Below are 19490 nucleotides of genomic sequence, written 5' to 3' on the forward strand. Positions count from 1 at the left end.
ATGAGACTAAAATATTTATATATAAGTTTAATCGCTGTCACAGGGCTTTCCGCTTGCTCGAAAGATAGCTTAGATGAAACGAATACCGACCCAAAGGCAGCTACGGAAGAACAGATGGATCCGAACTTCCTTTTTACTGATGCGCAATTAACCTTTTCCAATACAGGCTATTCACAGCTTCTGTACCAAAGCACGGCAATGCAAGGACTTGCTAGCACCTTTGGCTATTATGGCAATGGCGATAAATATGTGAACACAAATGGTTCTGCGGGTTATCAGGCATTGATTTTTACTGGCGGTTATACCGCCCTTAGTCGGCTAAACCAAGCAATAAAAATCAGCGAATCAAGAGGAGGGGATGAATATACCAACATAATTGCCGGTTCGAAAATTCTGCGTACGCTTATCTTCCAACGGCTTACTGATACATATGGAGACATTCCGTATAGTGAGGCACTTAGTGCACAGGAGGGCAACGTTACTCCGGTATATGACAGACAGCAAAATATATACACGGATATGCTTACGCAGTTAGATTCGGCCATAAATCAACTCAATGACCAGGCGACTCCCTTATCCGGTGATCTCTTTTATGACGGTAATGTAGCGCAATGGAGAAGGTTCGGCTATTCCTTAATGCTTCGCGTAGCGATGCGCCTCACTAAAATCGATCCAGCGACCGCTCAGGAATGGGCAGAACGTGCGGCTGCCGGTGGCACGTTGGCGAATGCGGCGGATAATGCAATTGTTTATACTGATCCTGCCAGTGGTGAAACCAACAATGCAACCACCAACGCGCTGAAAACTGCCGACGACTTCCGAGAGGTTCGCTGGAGCCAGACACTTATCAATTACCTGCGAAGCACCTCCGATCCGCGGTTAAGCGTAATTGGTGAAATCCCTTTAGAAGGACTTGCAAACAATCAAAATCAAACACTTACCGGAAATACCGATTCGACGGTACAATTGGGTTTACCTAATGGCTTTGATCTGGGTGGGGGCACGACTGATATTCGTCGTTCTGTCGGCTATCCGGGAGGAACTGGATCGGGTAGCAACACGGCTCCTCTGGGGCTTTATTCAAGACCACGTGTCAATGTGTACATGAAAGATGATGGAGCAAACTTCATTTTGAGTTACGCAGAAACAGAATTCCTGTTAGCAGAAGCGGCGGTTAGGGGATGGAATGTTAATGGTGATGCTGCTACCCACTATGCGAATGGTTTAACCGGAGCATTAGAAGCAATGGCACAGCTGGATGCCAGTGCCGCAATTTCAAGCGGTACGATAGCCAGCTACGTAAGTGCGCATCCATTGGATAATGCCAAGGCAATGCAAATGATCAATGAGCAGTATTGGCTTACGGATGTAACTACCTTTAATTTTATTGAATGCTGGTTGAACTGGAAAAGATCTGGGTTCCCCGCGTTAACACCCGTAGTTTATCCAGGAAATGTTACTAGCGGCCGTATCCCGCGACGGATGATTTATCCAACCACAGAAACGACACTCAATCCAAACAATTACCAGGCCGCCGTTGCAAATTTGAGCGGTGGCGATTTATTGACATCACGTGTGTGGTGGGACGCAAACTAATAACCTGAATTCTATTAATGGAAAGACGCCAGGTGGTGTCTTTCCATTAATCCTCAACCGGCGTAATATACGGCCAAAGTTTTACAAACAATTTTTCGGAAACCTTATCTTGAAAATAATTTTCAACCGTGTTTTCTGTCCGCTGGTTTATGATATTCTCAACCGCTGCACTGGGGTTACTTTGTTCAATGGTCTCTAACACTTCGACTAGTCTTTCACTCAAAAAAGTTGTGGGATGTGCATGATTCTTTAAATCAATAAAATCTTTGTAGGGCACTAGATTAATTGTGGTAATAGACATAAGAACCTTTGCGACATTATCTAACTTAGGCCCCATAATCTGCTCTAAATTCACTTCCCCAGAATCGATACATCTACAATCTATGGAAGAAATAAGAATAGTTAACTCCAAAAAAGCTTCCGGATTGTTTTCCCACTCTTGATGGTAAGACATTAACAGCCTAATTAAATCAATTTCTCTTAGCATGATTCTTCGGTTTATTGGTTCAACGCTAATTCAAACTTACTAATCCAACCCGAAGAATGCAAGCTAAAACATGTTCATCTTGAATATTTTACAAAAACTATCCACTAATGAGCAATAGCAAAATTGCCAAAAAAAACTTCCGCATCTGATTTATAATCAAATGGAGCACTTAAATAAAAATATTTTATTGCACCTTTATTAAACATGCGTGTATCTAACAATTTGGATTTGTTGACATATACACGCATATTTTCTCCTTCAACGGCAATGGCTACATGGAGTATTCCATTTGAAAAATCACCCAGGGGAAATTTAATTGGATTATAAATTTTTGTATCACTACTGGAATTCGTGATTTCTTTGTTATGGAAGTGCAATTGCGTATTTGTAATGGCATTATCATTGTAAGCATCCATGATGTAAGATCGACTGGAATTATCTCTACCAAAGCCAAAGCTCATGCTGCCAATATCTGCTGCTTCCATACTTCTCGTTGTTAAGTCAAACTCTATTGTAAATATTTCCGGTAGTGTCAACAAGCTATCAATACGATAAGAAGTATAAGGAGCCAACGCGAGCCATTGCCCTGGCATACCATCAATTGTCGCTACACTACCTCCACCGCTAGAGGCCCAATGTTTCGCCATTCTACCGACCGGATCGGCACTAAAATTATCCGCGAAGATGATGGCATCTCCAGCGCTAAACGAATAAATTTTTTCAACATTCGGTAAACTTGCATTACCAGATCCTGTACTCATGGTGTTGTGTTCTTCCCCACCGGCTAGAACGTCATCCACCTTTTTATCTATTTTATCTTCCAACTTCTTTTGAACTTTTTTCCAAATCTGACCGTAGCTAAGTTGACCGGTAAACACAAAAAAAGTAAAAAACATTCCTATTATAAGTCTATTCTTCATGATCCACGTTAATGATAATCTATTAAACATAGATCAAATCTAAAGATGGAAAATCATTAAACACTAAACAGTGGTTGGTTATCTTGTAATTGTATTGATCTAACTTGAATTCGCACCTTTTTACTTCAAATGCTGTAAGTATGCTAACACAAGAGATTTCTTTTTCAGGGAGACAGGTATTGATAATCCTTCTTTAAGTATTAATATATTGTTTTTTTTCTTGAAACTGTTGATATAACGAAGGTGCACTAAATAAGACTGATGAACTCTCATAAATCCATTTGTACGCAACTGTTGATCGTATTCTTTAATGGCTTGTGAAACCGTTAACTTTTCTCCGCCCTTTAAATGAAATGTTGAATAACTATTGTCTGCTTCCACCGCTAATATATCCATCGTATCTATTATCCGGATTTCATCTACCATTTTCAGTACAATCTTTTTATCAATCACTTTTTCCGTATGCAAATTATAAAAAAGGGTTTCTAACTGCATACGATAATTCCGATCATCGACCTCTTTTAAAGCCTTGTTAACAGCAATAATGAGTTCATTTTGTGTAAATGGCTTTAATAAAAAATCAAGTGCACTAAACTTAAAAGCTTCTATTGCATACTGCGAGTATGCTGTTGTAAAAATGACGCTAAAAGTGCGTTCATTTATAGATAACTCCCTCAACCAATCAAAGGAAAGTCCGTCAGGTAGATTGATATCTAACAATAGCAAAGATGGTTTTTTTGCATAAAAAACGGATCTCGCCTCTTCGATGCTTTTACAGGTAATTAAGCTAATAGCAGGAAAAAATTCCTTTATGACATTTTCTATTATAAAAATAGAAGCGTGATCATCTTCTAATAATAAGCAAACAATTGGTTCTGATGACATAAATTAATGTTTGTTAAGAGGCGATATTTAGGTGTATACAGGTCCCTGCATATTCTTCATCCATTGTGTTGGCCCCTATTTCTACGTTGATTTGATACTTGCCCATTCCGTTTAACTCCGCTATACGTTTATGTAAAATATCCATGCCCATCGATTTATGTAACGTATTCGCATTTTTTGCAGGCGAAATGCCTATCCCATTATCCTTTATAAAGATGTCAAGCGAATGATCTGCTCCTTCAAAAATAAGCTCTATTTTTCCGTCAACACGTTCTTTTATCCCATGTATAACCGCATTTTCTACTAAAGGCTGCAAGAGCATAGTCGGTACCAAAACATCACCTTGGTTTATACCCTTGCCAACTTTAATATTATAAGAAAATGTTGGGTTACGATTTAATTGTTGTAAATGCAAATAGCGGTCTAAAATTTCTATTTCTTCATCCAAGGAAATCATGTCCTTTTCTGAATTCTCCAATACCAACCGAATTAATCTACTAAAACTAGTAAGGTATTCCATAGAGTTCTGACGATCATTTTGGTAGATAAAATGTTGTACACTTTGAAGTGCATTAAAAATAAAATGAGGGTTTAGCTGTAGTAGGAGAAAGCGATATTTTAATTGTGACTTTTCAAGCTTTTCCTCTACTTTAAAATGTTTCCACTTTAAATAACCAATTCCCAAAATCAATAATAATATGAATATGCCTGCAAACATCAAGTAAGTCTGTTGCTTGAGCTGTATTCTTTGAAGATTGTTTTCGACAGCAAGTTGTTCGATCTTTCGCTGCTTCTGAGCGGCTTGATAAGTAGCGGCTAGCTCCGCCACCTTTTGCTCATAATTTAGGGTTGATAAAGAATCTTTTACACGATCATAGGATTCAATATAATTCCAAGTTTTTTGGCTATTTCCTAGTAATTTATACGCTTGATACAGATTATAGTAAAGCTGCTTCTTTTCTGCCAAATTCGCATTTTGTAAGGCACGTTCATAATAGCCAACTCCTTCCTTATAATTTCCCTCTTGCACGAGCGCATAGCCAAGATTATTTAGGGTAATAACGGATGGGGCTTGCTTCAAGTATGTTCTCAAGCGAACACTTTTCTGCGCATTGACGATGGCTTCATCCCATTGTTTCTCCTGAATAAAATAGTTGCTCAAGTTCGTATAAAGAATCGCCTCAACAGCCTTGTTTTTCAGCGATTTAGCCAACAAAACAGCCTGTTTAAATGTATTTAAGGCCTCCGCTCTTTTACCCCTTTCAACATAAATACCTGCTAGGTTCGCTAGATATTTAAGCTTGTTATTTTCACCGAGATCTTGCTTCAGCGCTTTCAGCAGGTAGTCTTCCGCTATCGGGAACTGTTTTAGCTTTGAATATAAGGTAGCCAGATTAGCATAAATTTTAGCAACATCAACTGGATAACCCTTGTTTTCTAAGTATCTTAAGCTTAACAAATAGTTTTCTAAAGCATTATCAAACTTCCCTTTTATAAGGAATATATTTCCCAATCCTGCATAAGCCTTTCCCAGCAACCAATCTTCCTTTGTTGTTTTACTCTTGTTTACTAATGCTGTTAATACATGCTCCGCCTCCTCTAACTTATTACGTTGGACCAAACTGTCAATCGCTGAAAATCGTTGCAAATCACTAATTTTCCCAATAGAAGTCGCTTGACTATGAGCAATTAAGGGCTTCGATAATAACAACAATACAATAAGTACAACTATATTATACCTAAAAAGTATTGAATTAGTGATGAATGTAAACATATCCGGAAGAAGAACTATTAGCTTCTCCAAACCTAAATATATTTTTGTCTACTATCAACTTACTAAAAAAAGTTCATCGGAGACTAACATTATTCCTTTGTATACAAAATATGCTCATCACCCCAACGGGTATAAAACGCTTTTAAAGCTTGGTTAAAACGATCAAAGTTTTTATTTTCCTTAGCGGTCCAACCCACTTCTGCGTAAGCCGCTATTCGAGGAAATGTCATTCTATAGACGGATGCTACTGTTGGAGTCCATTCTCCCCACATCTGACAGCCTAAACCTAATATCTTTTTATGGTATTTGGGCTCCAACCCGTCTGGAATCGGGTCAAAATCATATGCTTTTTTTAGAGGAATCGATTTGTAATCGTAATCTAAATAGGTAAACACATGATAAGAATTTACTACATCATACCCTTTACTAACCGCATCTTTCACCATATCCAGCTCTCCCTTCCAGAAATGAACAATAGTAGAAGGAGCAAGGCGCCCTGTTACAGGCGCTGCATCTTTATTAAACGCATGAAGCTCTGCTCCCATAATATCATTCCAGCCCATCATCCGCTTTTGTTTTTTCTCCAAGTAATTGGAAATATCGTTCGTAAAGGCAATTTGTAGATCTGCAGGAGAAGGCAGTTTATGTTTTTTCATATAGGCTTGTACCTTTTTGTTCTCTAACCACTGCTTATATTTTACCTCGTCTCCGCCAATATGCACCACATCAGAAGGGAATAACTGAATAACTTCATTTAGAACATCCTGTAAAAAGGTGATCACCTTTGGATCCGTCACGTCAAATACATCATACTTCACACCGAAGCTCGTAGGTACTTTAATTGGTTCCTTTGTGACACCTAACCATGGATACGCGGCAATGGCAGCACTGGAATGCCCGGGCATTTCAATTTCCGGCACCACTTTTATGTGCCGTTCAGTGGCATAAGAGACGATCTCTTTGACATCTTCTTTTGTATAATAACCCTCATGCCGTTTACCGTCATATACCTTACTTTCCCAATTTCCAATCTGCGTGGAATCGCGCTTGCTGCCAATAGTTGTTAGCTCAGGATATTTCTCTATGGCCAACCGCCATCCCTGATCTTCTGTAAGATGCCAATGAAAAACATTCATCTTTAAAAGCGCCATCTCATCTAAAAGCTTCTTAACGGTTTCCTTGCCTTTAAAATACCTTCCCTCATCCAACATGTAGCTACGCCAGGAAAATCGAGGATTATCTTTTATATCTACAAATTTCACCTGCCAAAGCTCACCTTGTTTTACTAATAATTGTCGCAATGATTGTATCCCATAAAAAACTCCAGCGCTGGTTGCCCCCTCTATCCTCACACCATTGCCATCTATGGATAACGTATAACCCTCCGCCCCTAGATGATCCTTTAGGCTACTATCCACCAGCAAAACAAGTCCTTTTGTTTTAGCAGATTTAGCTGGAATAGCCGTTATATGAAATTCGTTCTGCAAGAGTTTTGTAAGATAGTTTGCTTCTGGCATATTAGCCTCGTTAGCATAGATGTTAATGCGTTTATCAAATGAAAATACACCTTCTTTTTCTGTCATTTCCAAAGGTTGTGGAATAATATCCCTTGAAAAAGATTCCATGATAAACGACAAGAGTATAATGCTTAGTAATAGCGATCTTTTCTTATTCATCTGTAAATAATTTTAAATATGGACGGTTCATAATTGTAGGTTTTCTAAAAAGCCGGAATTTTTCCGCTGCTCAAGCAATTATAAGGAGCTAATTTCATAAAAGCAAAGCATTTAGTAACGCAATCGGTTGCTCAAAATTCGCCTACATGTTGCAATCAAATAAGGTAAACAAGAAAAAGGTTGTAATTAATTGACAAACGCCTATCACGAAGATTAACGGGTTATATTGTTTTGTGAATCGGAAGGTTCCTTTTTTTTCGAACTTTGAATCGACGATTCTTCCACATTAAAAAGCCCGTTATTGGTAGACTACTGCAAATTAAGCTGGCAACAAAGACGAAAATTTTGGATGGAATATCCAAAACCCTACCGGTATGCAGATCGTAATTCATGCGGAATAATTTCTCAGCTATGTTTGCCTGGTCGATCGGTTTGCTTTCAATATTACTTGAGGGAAGTTCTTTTAACGTATTCCGGTCGTAATATCGAAAGTACCGATGGTAACGTTTTTCCAGATTATTGAAAGTAGGTATAAGAGGATTGTAAATGATCCATATAGGGTCTGCTGGCAAATTGGGCAAAAGATAAGCAACGTGTTCATTTTTATTAGAAGCATGTTCCCTACTGATGGTATCTAAAAAGCCGATAGCTCGATATTCATTTTCTAAATGAGATAGCGTATCAGAAACTATTTTTTCTTGTGTTATCAGGCCCCCTCCTCCAGATATGACATGAAAGTAAGTTTGTGCAAACCATGGAAAGCCAATTACTAACCCAGTAATAGCGAAAAGGAGTGCTGGAATCAACGTGTAAAAACCAAGTATTTTATGAAGCTCGTAGTTTAACCGTTTACTCCCAGCCGTCCACTTTATTTTAAAACTGCTCCTTAATTGTGATTTCTTCCATTTCTTCGGCCACCATAATATCAGCCCACTTAGTATAATGAGTACAAAAAGAAGCATGCAATAGCTGATCAATGTTTTACCTATATTACCGAGGAAAAGGGCTCTATGTCCGGTTCGTATAATTCGAAAAAAATCTTTCGACATGTCGGCCACACGTAGCACCTCTGCATTATACGGATTGATGTAGCAATAATATAATCCCTTTGAACCAAAAAACATCACCAATGCGCTCTTGTGTCCTCCCCTTAAATCAATACGACAACCCATTTTCTCGACATCAAAAGGCATCGCTTTGGCCGCAGCTTGCCGAATGGCGGCGATCGATTGAAACCGATTGGCGCTTTTTGAAATATGGTGAAAGTCTTCTACTTGCGCTTTAATCTCATCTTCAAAAGCAAGAATACAACCTGTTAAGCTTACAAAGAATATGACAATACCTGTTATGAAGCCTAACCAGAGATGAATTTGATAAACAATCTTTCGCAACATTTAACGGATTCTATAAGTTAAATTGACAATAAATTGCCGTGTATTTTGTGGCATTCCAATGTAGCTCCAGTAGTGTTCATTGAAGAGGTTATTTAACTTGAAGCCTAACCTGAATTTAGCCTGATCATAAAATAAGGAGGCATTGATAACTTTGGCCGCTGGAATAGTAAAGGTGTTCATATCATCAAAATAAGATTCACTGGCATAGTTACCACCGAAACCAGCACCAAAACCCTCTGCGAAACCTGTGGGAACGCGGTAACTCATCCATAAATTCGCAATATGTGCCGGGCTCCCAAAAGGTGTTTTACCTTCTATATTTGCGTTTGAACGTACGTAGCGATTGTGGTTATAGCCATATCCCCCTATAAAGTTAAAACCCCTGAACGGATTAATAACCAGCTCACCTTCAAAGCCCTTACTTACCTGTTTCCCATCCTGAATATTAAAAGCCTGATTGGATGGATCTTGCCTAATAATATCATTCACTGCAATATGATAGTAACTTAATGTGGAACTAATACGACCATTCAAAAGATTCAATTTTATTCCCCCCTCTGTTTGTGCGGCTAACATAGGTTTAAAGGTATTGCCATTAATATCGGCACCACTTTGGTTAGAGAAACCACTCATATAATTACCGAAGACAGCAATGCCATCCTTGATAAGTTGGTAAACTAACCCGAATTTAGGCGACAATGATGTTTGTCCGTAGTCGCCGCGAAGCGTTCCATTCAGGGTGGTTCCTTTGTTATTGAATCGATCCAAACGTAAACTGGCCATGGCCGCTAGCTTATCTGTAATGTTTAATACATCCGATGCATAAACTGCAAATGCACTCTCTTCACTTTTTTGAGTATTGAAATTTGTACCTGCTAAAATAGCATCGAGCTTAGCTCGGGAGAAATCCACAGCTCCCGCTTGGTTTACATTAATTTGATCGTATGGTGTTGGATTCGTATAACGAAGATTAGCTACAAAATAGTAATAATTGACGCCAACAACCAATCGGTTTCGCAAACGACCGATGTTGAAATCGCCGTTGAAGTTTTGCTGAATACTGGTAGCAATTTGTCTTTGAGGTTTTTGAGCCATCACAGCCCGTACAATACTCGTATCAGAAAGCCAGTTAGCATACAAACGATACGCATCAAAATACTCCGTCATGGTGTAAGAAAAATTGGTGCTAGAGGTCCACTGATCGGAAATTTTATAATTCGCCTGCGCATAATAATTGGTAGTACCTACTTTACTTGAAAGATCATTACTGCTTAACGACGTTTCATAGCCGAGCGGTAGATCTTTAAAGTTGTTAATGGTAAAATTGCTACCACCAAAACTAAAGTTAGTTGGTAGGAAGCGAGTAGTTCGATAAATTTCTGCGTCAAACAATAAGGTTAAGCGGTCGTTGACAACATAGGAAAAGCTCGGAGCAATCAAAAAATTTCGTTCGTATCCGGCCGTTTGAAAACTATTCTGTGTATGATAGGCCGTATTAAGGCGGAATAAAGCGCTTTTTTCTTCATTGAGTGGTGTGTTGAAATCTGCTGCAATTCTACTTAATCCCCATGAACCTGTTGAAAAGCTCAAGTCGGTCATAAAATAATCAACTGGTTTTTTCGTCACCCTATTCATCAAGCCACCGAAAGTAACTAGGCTACCATTACTTGCACCAAAAAGTGTTGCAGATGGTCCTTTAATAGCCTCTACCTTTTCAATATTCGCTGGATCTATAGCAACTAGCGTATAGGCGGTCATTCCATTGCGCATCCCATTAAACGTACGGAAACCTCGAAGCATCGATTGGTTGCTGGAGTTGTTAGAGGTAGAAACATTTCCACCGGTGATATTACGCAAAATGTCATTATAATCTGTAACAAGTTGCTCTTCAAATAGCTCTTTTGGGATTACATTGTACACCTGCGGATTCTCTAAATTCTTGAGTGGCATACGTGCAACATATGCTGTTTCTTTCTGAGAAAATTTATTGTAAGCGCTATTGATAACTACTTCCCGTAATTGCTGTTCGTCTTCCTGGAGAATAAAATCAACTAAATAAGAATCGGAATGCTGCACTTCAATCTTACGTTCTTGTGCGTTCATCCCTACCAAACTCACTTTTAGCAAATACCGGCCAGTACTTACCTGTTCTATACGATAGTAGCCATTAGCGTCAGTTTGTGTGTAGCGATTATCCCCTAACTGAACAGATACAGAGGGAGCAGGCTTACCATCCCGTGTTTGCACGCTGCCGCTTATACTAGCTTTATCTTGTAAAGACTGTAATAGAATTTGTGTACCGCTTACTTTAGCGGCGGCTAAATCACTGCCAAAAATTTCTTTCAAGATCGTGGCAAGTTTTGTTTGTTGATATTGCACTTGTATGTGACGTTCGGTTCGTAGCAATTTACTACTGTAAGAAAAGCTATAACCTGTCTGCATTCCAAGCTCGTCTAAAAGCCCTGCTATTTCACCTTGGTAGTTAATGCTAATGGCACGTTCCAATACTGCATTTTGACTGTATAAAGAAACAGGTCGGATAATGTATAGAAAAAGAAAGATAAAAGTTAAAAAATACCCTTTTGAGGTTGAAGCTAGGATTGATTTCATATTTTTGTTGATGTACTGATTAAAAAATGAGTATGTATGCCAAGTGATAAGTTTGCGAGACGGTTCACTTGGCTTTCTTATATTAGTATTGAGAACATAGTGGGTTATTCTGACATATTAAGTGCGTTATTTAAAATGTTATTTGATGTAAATTTGTTGCCCTTTAATGGTATAAGAAGTATTAGTTACGAAAGCGATGTTTTGGAGTACTACATTTATATTAGGGTTGTTAAATTCAGCCGTGTAAGGTATATTTTGTAAGTTTTTATCTGCCAGCTTGATGTTTAACCCATACCAACGTGATAATCTGTCACAAACTTCAAGTAGTGTAGCATCCTTAAAGATTAGTTTACCATCTTTCCATGCGGAAGCGCTTAAGGTGGCTGTACGTTCTATTTTTCCCAAAGGGGTAGACTGTGCCCCTTCCCGTGCACTAAGTATTAAACCGATCGTTTTGTTCTTTGCAGGGCTAAATTTTATTTGGCCACTTTCTACATATATTTCATCTATATTGTTCTTGAATGTATTTAAATTGAACTGAGTTCCCAATACCTCCGTTATTGTGTTAGGTGTTTTTAATATAAAGGGGCGATGCATATCCTGCTTTACATCAAACCAAGCTTCACCTTCTAAAAACACTGATCGCATGCTGCCTGTAAAGGGTTTAGGATAGGATAGTGTACTGCCAGCATTGAGCATAACGATTGTACCGTCAGGAAGAGCTGTTTTTATCCTTTGTCCGGCTTTCGCTACTACTGAGACATTTACAGGTTTTATATTTGCAGATTGGCTAATGAGATAATATGCAAACGATGCGAAGCAAGCAGCCAATAGGATGCTGGCTGCCGCAAATGTCCATTTTCTTTTGATGTCTGTATTTGTCGTTTGATGAAGTATGGCAACTGATGCTTGCTCATCTTCTTTTGTCAGTTGTTGTTTTAAGGCGGCCCAGGATAAATTCTCCTTAGCCGAATTTTTTGGAATATGCGAATAATCTAATTCGTCCCCTATCGTGGAAGCATTTAACCAATATTCAATCTGTTCGCACTCTTCTGGTGTACATAAACCTTGATGATAGCGTTTGAGCATTTGCGCATCTATCTTGTTTCTGTTATCTTCCATACCCATAAGTCGTATAAGCGGAAACTTTAGATAGGCCTAATGAGAAAAAAAATTAAGAAAGGTATAAAGCTTAAAGATAGGTTGTCGATTTTAGCTCTTGTCTAAGGAATTTTTGTGCATACTGAAGATGGTATTTTACGGTATGTATCGAAATTTGCAATTTCTCGGCAATTTCGATTACTTCTATACCTGCTTCATGTAATAGATACACTTCACGACATTTGCAAGGTAATTCGTTAATGAGAATTCGCAACGTACCGCTAAGCTCCCGGTATAGGATGATCTGGTCTGTATCTTGTGGATTCTGATTGCAGTTTTGTTGACATAGACAATCTTCATGCTTTTGCTTTATGGCTTGTGCACGGAAATAATCAAATATTTTGAATTTAACAGCTCTGATGAGATAATTTTTTAGCTTAGCATATGTTAAATGGATTTCTTCCTTTCGCCGCCATATATTCAAGAAAACTTCCTGTACGATCTCTTCTGCGAGTACTTCATTGTCAAGGTACGAGGTACAATAAAGGGTAAGTGCGTGCCAATACTGTCGATAAATTTTTTCAAAACTAGCCACATCCCATTTAATGGTATTCTCCTGCGCTAACCTATTTGTGCTTTGATCATCCATCTCATGGCAAATATATTTATTTAGAATAAATATAGATAATGTCTTTAAAAATATTCATCAATTTCTAAAGAAAGATCTCGTAAGCTCCTTTATTTTAAATTGAACTGAGACGGTCTTGTGAATGATAAATATTAGATTTATCCACAATTTATTCAATAAAGAAGGCTGTCTCACTTTTTACTTCACTGAGACAGCCTTCTTTCAATTTATTAAACCACAAAATTCTATTCTTATTCTGTATAGGGAACGCTAAACATATTACTTACACGCCCACCCGGCGTTACAATAATATAATTTAATACAATAGGTTTCTCCCTCTTTCCGGCCCAAGGCAGGTCGATTGGTCCGGCATATAAATTACTTGTTTGATCTGCTTTATGGTTATCTACGGTATAATAAATCGTGCTATTCGCGATGAACGGTATTATTTCTACCGTCTTTCTACCATTGGAAGGATTTGTTCCAAAACTTATTTTTGCTTCCGGAATGCGGTAAAAGACGTTTAATTGTTCAAGTTCCTGCAACCTTGTAGGCAAGCGTTCTGTCGCAAATTCATCATAATTTTGTTTATCCTTATCTGTCCATGCAATTTCTGCCAGTGCTAAAATTCGTGGAAAAAGCATATATTCCAGTTTATTGTTTGTTCCAACATACTCTGTCCACATATTTGCCTGTACACCCAACACGTGCTTCTGTTCATCGGCCGTTAAAGACTCGGGGCGGGGATGGTAGCTATACACACGATCAAGCGGAAGAAAACCTCCAATAGCCGTTGGCTCATTGGCAATATCTTTCGATTGATAATGATCAATATATAAATGGCTATTTGGTGTCATGATTACATCATGTCCCATCTTAGCAGCAGCAATACCTCCTTCTTCTCCACGCCAGCTCATGACGGTGGCATTTGGTGCTAGCCCTCCCTCTAAAATTTCATCCCATCCGATTATACGTCTACCATGTTCGTTTAGAAATTTTTCAATTCTTGTTATAAAATAGCTCTGTAAGCCATGTTCATCTTTCAGCTTATTCTTCTTAATCAGCTTTTGTGCTAACTCAGATTCTTCCCAATGCTCTTTTGGCGCTTCGTCTCCACCGATATGAATATATTCGCTCGGAAAAATATCCATCACCTCGGTTAACACATCTTCCAAGAATTTGAATGTTTCCTCCTTGGGTGCAAAGATACTTGGATGTACGCCCCAATATCCAGGCACTTGATAGGTCGTATCTTTTACACCAAGTTCGGGATATGCTGCCAATACCGCCGTACTATGGCCTGGCAACTCAATTTCAGGAATAACAGAGATTTTACGGTCACCTGCATATTTCACTAATTCGCGCGCCTCCTCTTGCGTATAATATCCTCCATGCTTTTGTCCATCATACACAAATGGCTTAAAGTCACCATACTGCCCGATAATGCTCGAATCTCTCCAAGCAGAAATTTGAGTTAGCTTTGGATATTTTTTAATCTCCAAGCGCCAGCCCTGATCTTCAGTTAAATGCCAGTGCAACTTATTAAACTTAAAATACGCCATTAAGTCCACTATCTTTTTCATCTCAGCTAAGGAGAAGAAATGGCGACCAACATCAACCATTACACCTCTATATCCAAATTCAGGCTTATCTGCGATGTTAACTACAGGGATCAAGAACCCGCCATCGTTTTGTTGGATGAGTTGCAGTACAGATTGTAACGCATAGAAGCTGCCACTTTTCCCGCCTTTTACTGTGATATTTTTTTCAGAAACGGATAGGCTATAAGCTTCACTTGTGGTATCACCGCCTCCATTTTCAATTAAAATATATTTGCCTCTGGCCTCGGTACCAATAGGTAACCTTAATTGATAGCGATTCCATAAAAAATCATTAAATAGCTCCAAGTTTTTCCTAGCGGCATCATCTTTTGCTACTAATGTGGTTTGATTGTCCAACTTAAAAAAACCCGTGCCCACTTGAATTGATTGAGGCTTTGGAATCAGCGCATGCACCTTATCCTGTGCGCTCGCGCCACTTACGCACAAAACGGCAAGCAGCATAACGATTATCTGTTTATACATTATTTATTTGTTGTTGGTTACGTTTATTTACGAGTTGCCAGTTGCGCGAAATGAGTCCTATCTGCCGATTCGATTTATTCGTAGACTTCAAACTCAGCAATACTTAATTGACGGTTTTCATTTCCTATAGACTGTTTAGCTATAAGTTTAATAAATTTCGCACTTGCTTCTGCTTTTAATGGTATATATTGTAGAATTGGGTTAGCTTTTATGTTTGAAAATTCGCCCTCTGCGATTTTATTCCATTCTTTTCCGTCACCACTCACAAAATATTCATATTTCTCAACAATACCATCATGTTTCCCGTCCTGTCTTGGGAGATAACCTAAAGCTGAAAAATGCTGAACCGAGCCTAAGTCGATTATGATGGAATTATCTTCTGTAGCTAGCCAAAATGTTTTTTTATCTCCATCTATTGCTTTTTTTGCATCTGCACTTTCAACGGACCATGTGGTTTTTGCTATTCCTTGTCGTTCATTTGTCCCTGCATTTCGCAATGCTTTAGGCTCCGCGAAAAGGCCTACATCACTTAAGGCGATACTAACAGGTGCGAAGACTTTTATGCGTAGCTTGGACGTTTCCACAAAATTATCCATACGAATAATCCGGTTAGCACCAATACTAGTTGCTTTTGCAATATTTACCCACTCGCCATCTTTCCATTCATCTATTAAAACACTATCAATGCGCTGTCCCAATTTTATATTTTCACGCAAACGAATAATATTGAACTCACGGGCAGCAGGAAGATCAATCAATAGTTCTGCCTGATGAACAGCATCATCTGTAGCCCAATAACTATAACGGTCGGCATCGACTAAGTTCACTACTCCGTATTTTTTATTATTACTTTTACGAACATTAGATGGCTGGAAGGTAGCACCCTTTATCAGATTTTCCCCAAACACATTCTGCAACAGTGTACCAAACGCTTTAAGTGCCTGTACATCATTTGGGTGAAGTAAACCATCTGTGTTAGGCGACAAGCCTAGATCAAATGCTCCACCCCTTCCTACACTTTTACAATATAAATCAAACAACATGGCTGGTGTTTTCACTTGATCATCTTGGGATGCATGATAAAACCATCCTGGTCTCAAAGGCACATCACATTCGGTAGGTATCCACTGTTCTCCGTTTCTTGTTCCACTGCCAAGATTAGCATCATCCATATAACCGGGCATAGGAGGTTTACCCTCTTTACCTACTAGCGTAATCGTAGACCAGCTGGTTTCTGGTGCAATACCTTTTTCATTCCCGACCCAGCGCACATCTAAACCAATATCACTGAAGATATTGGCCTTTGGTTGCATGGATCGTGTAATAGCCCATGTATTTTTCCAGTCATAATAGGTAGACTGATCCACTTTCCTCTTTTCTTTCTTCCCTCCATAATATCCATCGCCGCCATTTGCACCATCGTGCCAACTCATAAAAAGATTACCGTAGTTACTGTAAAGTTCTTTTAGTTGATTACGATATATTTCCACATAAGCTGGTGTTCCATAGGCTGGATTATTCCTGTCCCAAGGCGAACAGTATACACCAAATTTTAAGCCTGCTTTATTTGCTGCCTGCTGAAATTCTTTCACCATGTCGCCTTTACCATTTCGCCAAGGACTCTCACTGATATTATATGCAGCTGTTTTTGTGGGCCAAAGCGCAAAGCCATCATGATGCTTCGCCACAGAAATTATTCCTTTAAAACCGCCGGCTTTAGCCGCTTCTACAATCTGACTTGCATCAAATTTTGTGGGATTAAAGATGGCCGGATCAGCATCACCATAGCCCCACTCCTTATCTTGAAATGTAGTAGGTGTAAAATGGATAAGACAATACATTTCTGTTTCATGCCAAGCCAGTTGATGTTTACTCGGCAACGCACCATAAGGTTTTGGAGCATCATCGAAGTCCTGCGCGATAGTGCTACCTGCCAATAAACAAGCAGCAAATCCAAAGAGAAGATTTTTTTTGACATACATAGTCTACAAACATAAACTTACATCAAATTTAATCATTCAGGATTATTAGCCTAATGTTCAGCTATATTAGCCATATCGTTATTGGTTATTTGTTTTAGTTACGAGTTGCCCGTTATGAGTTGCGAGCACTTAACTAATCAACAATTTAACTAATTAACTATTCAACGTCACCAATCAAATAAATCCATAAACTACGGGGACCGTGAGCGCCCAATACCAGAGACTGCTCAATATCAGCAGTCTTAGAAGGTCCTGCAATAAAGGCCCCATAATCATCTTGTCCCAAGCCCATACGCTCATAAGCCTGGTGCATGTTGCTTACAATCGTTTTCTTATCTACCAGAAGAATTAGATGTTGACAGATAAAAGGAAGTACACGTATTATTGTTTCTGGCACCCAAAGAGCACTATTTTCGGCTACTCCCAAATCGGCTTTCATGATGGCCACCTCTACATCTTGGAAAGTATGTGGATCGATGTCTGAAGAATCAATCTGCTCAGCGAAATTTTCAAAGCCAACAGAAGTGGAAACCACCCTTAACTTGCCACTTGCTTGCCATTTCTTCTGCAGTTCAGGCAGATATACTTCCTTTAGATGATCTTCAATCGCTTCCAAGCTATTGACTTCTATCACACTACTCCCAACAGCTTGGGCTACCTCTGTAAACTTAACAACAGGATCACTATATACCGTAGGAGTTTCAAGCGCCGTAGGCAAGGGAAGAACCTCAGGTTGTGCTAACTTAACAGCTTGAAGTATTTTTTCTCTGCTATTCATATTATTTTTTTAGTAGCAAGACATAAGTATCAAGTAGCAAGACATAAGTCGTAACACGTTCTGCGTGATAAAGATATTCATCACTCATCTGCTTATACTTTGCACTTAAATTCATCGTTCATTGCTCATCATTCATCACTATTCTTAAATCTTTTTATCCTTCCCCCTATTAGCATACCATTCACTAAACGATTCCTTTGGAGGAGCAGGCATTTCGCGCCCTTTATACCAAGGGTTTAACCCATTATTAACAGTAAAAGGTGCATATTTCAACGTGAGCCTACCTAGTTTGCCAGCCAATTTGAACTTTGTTGGGGAAGACAAAGTAGCCGCCATCAGTTTCATGGCCACCGTTTTCTTCTTGTCGGTATACCCCGCTTTCACCAATTCTTGTCGCCATTTATACAATTGATCATGTATATCGATTTTTACAGGGCACACATTACTGCATGAACCACAAAGAGTAGAAGCAAAAGGCAAATCTGAAAATTCTTTCATATCCAAATTTGGTGCCAATATAGACCCTATAGGCCCACTCACTGCATTGTGATAACTATGTCCGCCACTTCTTCTATAAACCGGACAAGTGTTCATGCAGGCACCGCAACGGATACATTTTAATGAATTACGAAAATTCGTTCTTCCCAGCTGTCTACTTCTACCATTATCAACTAATATCACGTGCATTTCTTGTCCTTTACGAGGTTTTTTAAAATGACTTGAATAAGTAGTAATGGGCTGTCCGGTAGCACTTCTAGTAAGCAAACGCAAGAAAACACCCAAATGTGCTCTTTTAGGAATAATCTTTTCTATGCCCATACTTGCAATATGAATATTCGAAAGATGGGCTCCCATGTCTGCATTCCCCTCATTGGTACAGATCACCATCTCTCCTGTTTCGGCAATCGCGAAATTAACACCTGTTAATGCAGCCTTTCTTGTGATGAACACATCGCGAAGATGTTGACGCGCCGTTTCAGTTAAAATTTGAGGATCTGACACGCCTGCTTCCGTTCCTAAATGTTCATGGAAAAGATCACCAATTTCTTCTTTCTTTTTATGGATACAGGGAAGAACAATATGACTGGGCATCTCTTTAGCTAACTGGACAATCCGTTCGCCTAAATCGGAATCGATCACTTCTATTCCCTGTTTTGCTAAATAATCATTCAAATGGCATTCTTCCGTTAACATGGATTTACTTTTCACCATACGGTCAATACCTTGTTTTTTCAATAGATTGAACACAATGTTGTTATGCTCTTCGGCATCAGCAGCCCAATGTACTACAACACCATTGGCTGAAGCCTTTTGCTCAAATTCCTCTAGATATTGTGACAAATTAGAAAGTACATGACTTTTTATTTGAGATGCGGTGTCTCTCAATTCTTCCCATTCCAAAAGATCATGTGTCAAACGGTCTCTTTTCGTTCTAACAAACCAAAGGGTTTTATCATGCCAATCCACACGTGCTTCATCAGCATTAAAGTGGTCGGCTAACGTATGATGTTTTTTTTCGTTTGCTTGCATTGCTTTTTAGTTTTGCGTTGTGTGTTGCGAGTTGTGAGAAAATTG

14 protein-coding genes are annotated in these 19490 nt (G+C 39.0%); 1 reads left to right on the forward strand and 13 read right to left on the reverse strand.

Annotated elements, in window-relative coordinates; translation table 11 throughout:
* Positions 1–1596 carry a SusD/RagB family nutrient-binding outer membrane lipoprotein gene (locus BMY50_RS16950; protein WP_093327077.1) on the forward strand — a complete coding sequence of 532 codons (1596 nt, stop codon included), beginning with the start codon at positions 1–3 and terminating at the stop codon, positions 1594–1596.
* A gap of 46 nt (positions 1597–1642) precedes the next feature.
* Here the strand turns inward: BMY50_RS16950 and BMY50_RS16955 are convergent, their stop codons facing one another.
* The 13 genes from BMY50_RS16955 to BMY50_RS17015 all read right to left on the reverse strand — a co-directional run bounded on the left by BMY50_RS16955 (position 1643) and on the right by BMY50_RS17015 (position 19445).
* The gene (locus BMY50_RS16955) at positions 1643–2083 is read right to left on the reverse strand and encodes a hypothetical protein (RefSeq protein WP_093326597.1); all 441 of its coding nucleotides are present in this window, start codon (positions 2081–2083) and stop codon (positions 1643–1645) included.
* Positions 2084–2187: 104 nt separating this feature from the next.
* Positions 2188–3003 (reverse strand): hypothetical protein, encoded by an 816-nt coding sequence (locus BMY50_RS16960; protein ID WP_093326598.1) that lies wholly within the window; start codon positions 3001–3003, stop codon positions 2188–2190.
* A 120-nt stretch (positions 3004–3123) separates the two neighbouring features.
* Positions 3124–3888 (reverse strand): LytR/AlgR family response regulator transcription factor, encoded by a 765-nt coding sequence (locus tag BMY50_RS16965; RefSeq protein WP_093326599.1) that lies wholly within the window; start codon positions 3886–3888, stop codon positions 3124–3126.
* 13 nt (positions 3889–3901) lie between these two features.
* Positions 3902–5692: a tetratricopeptide repeat-containing sensor histidine kinase gene (locus BMY50_RS16970; protein WP_139202280.1), complete on the reverse strand. Its 1791-nt coding sequence runs from the start codon at positions 5690–5692 to the stop codon at positions 3902–3904.
* A 59-nt stretch (positions 5693–5751) separates the two neighbouring features.
* Entirely contained in the window at positions 5752–7338 is a 1587-nt protein-coding gene (locus BMY50_RS16975) for a beta-N-acetylhexosaminidase (RefSeq protein ID WP_093326601.1), read from the reverse strand.
* A 221-nt stretch (positions 7339–7559) separates the two neighbouring features.
* Positions 7560–8732, reverse strand: coding sequence for a PepSY-associated TM helix domain-containing protein (locus BMY50_RS16980; RefSeq protein ID WP_093326602.1), 1173 nt, complete (start codon positions 8730–8732; stop codon positions 7560–7562).
* Positions 8733–11342: a TonB-dependent receptor gene (locus BMY50_RS16985; protein ID WP_093326603.1), complete on the reverse strand. Its 2610-nt coding sequence runs from the start codon at positions 11340–11342 to the stop codon at positions 8733–8735.
* 138 nt (positions 11343–11480) lie between these two features.
* Positions 11481–12464: a FecR family protein gene (locus BMY50_RS16990; RefSeq protein WP_162276616.1), complete on the reverse strand. Its 984-nt coding sequence runs from the start codon at positions 12462–12464 to the stop codon at positions 11481–11483.
* Between the two features lie 70 nt (positions 12465–12534).
* The gene (locus BMY50_RS16995) at positions 12535–13092 is read right to left on the reverse strand and encodes an RNA polymerase sigma-70 factor (RefSeq protein WP_093326605.1); all 558 of its coding nucleotides are present in this window, start codon (positions 13090–13092) and stop codon (positions 12535–12537) included.
* Between the two features lie 230 nt (positions 13093–13322).
* Complete coding sequence (locus BMY50_RS17000; protein WP_093326606.1) at positions 13323–15155, reverse strand: beta-N-acetylhexosaminidase; 1833 nt, start codon at positions 15153–15155, stop codon at positions 13323–13325.
* Positions 15156–15229: 74 nt separating this feature from the next.
* Positions 15230–17137 carry an alpha-L-fucosidase gene (locus tag BMY50_RS17005; protein WP_093326607.1) on the reverse strand — a complete coding sequence of 636 codons (1908 nt, stop codon included), beginning with the start codon at positions 17135–17137 and terminating at the stop codon, positions 15230–15232.
* Positions 17138–17294: 157 nt separating this feature from the next.
* On the reverse strand, positions 17295–17915 hold the full coding sequence (locus BMY50_RS17010; RefSeq protein WP_093326608.1) for a LutC/YkgG family protein: 621 nt from the start codon (positions 17913–17915) through the stop codon (positions 17295–17297).
* Between the two features lie 144 nt (positions 17916–18059).
* Positions 18060–19445 (reverse strand): lactate utilization protein B, encoded by a 1386-nt coding sequence (locus BMY50_RS17015; protein ID WP_093326609.1) that lies wholly within the window; start codon positions 19443–19445, stop codon positions 18060–18062.
* Positions 19446–19490: the final 45 nt, after the last annotated feature.

Origin of the sequence: Olivibacter domesticus, assembly GCF_900109575.1 — a bacterium.
GTDB lineage: Bacteria > Bacteroidota > Bacteroidia > Sphingobacteriales > Sphingobacteriaceae > Olivibacter > Olivibacter domesticus.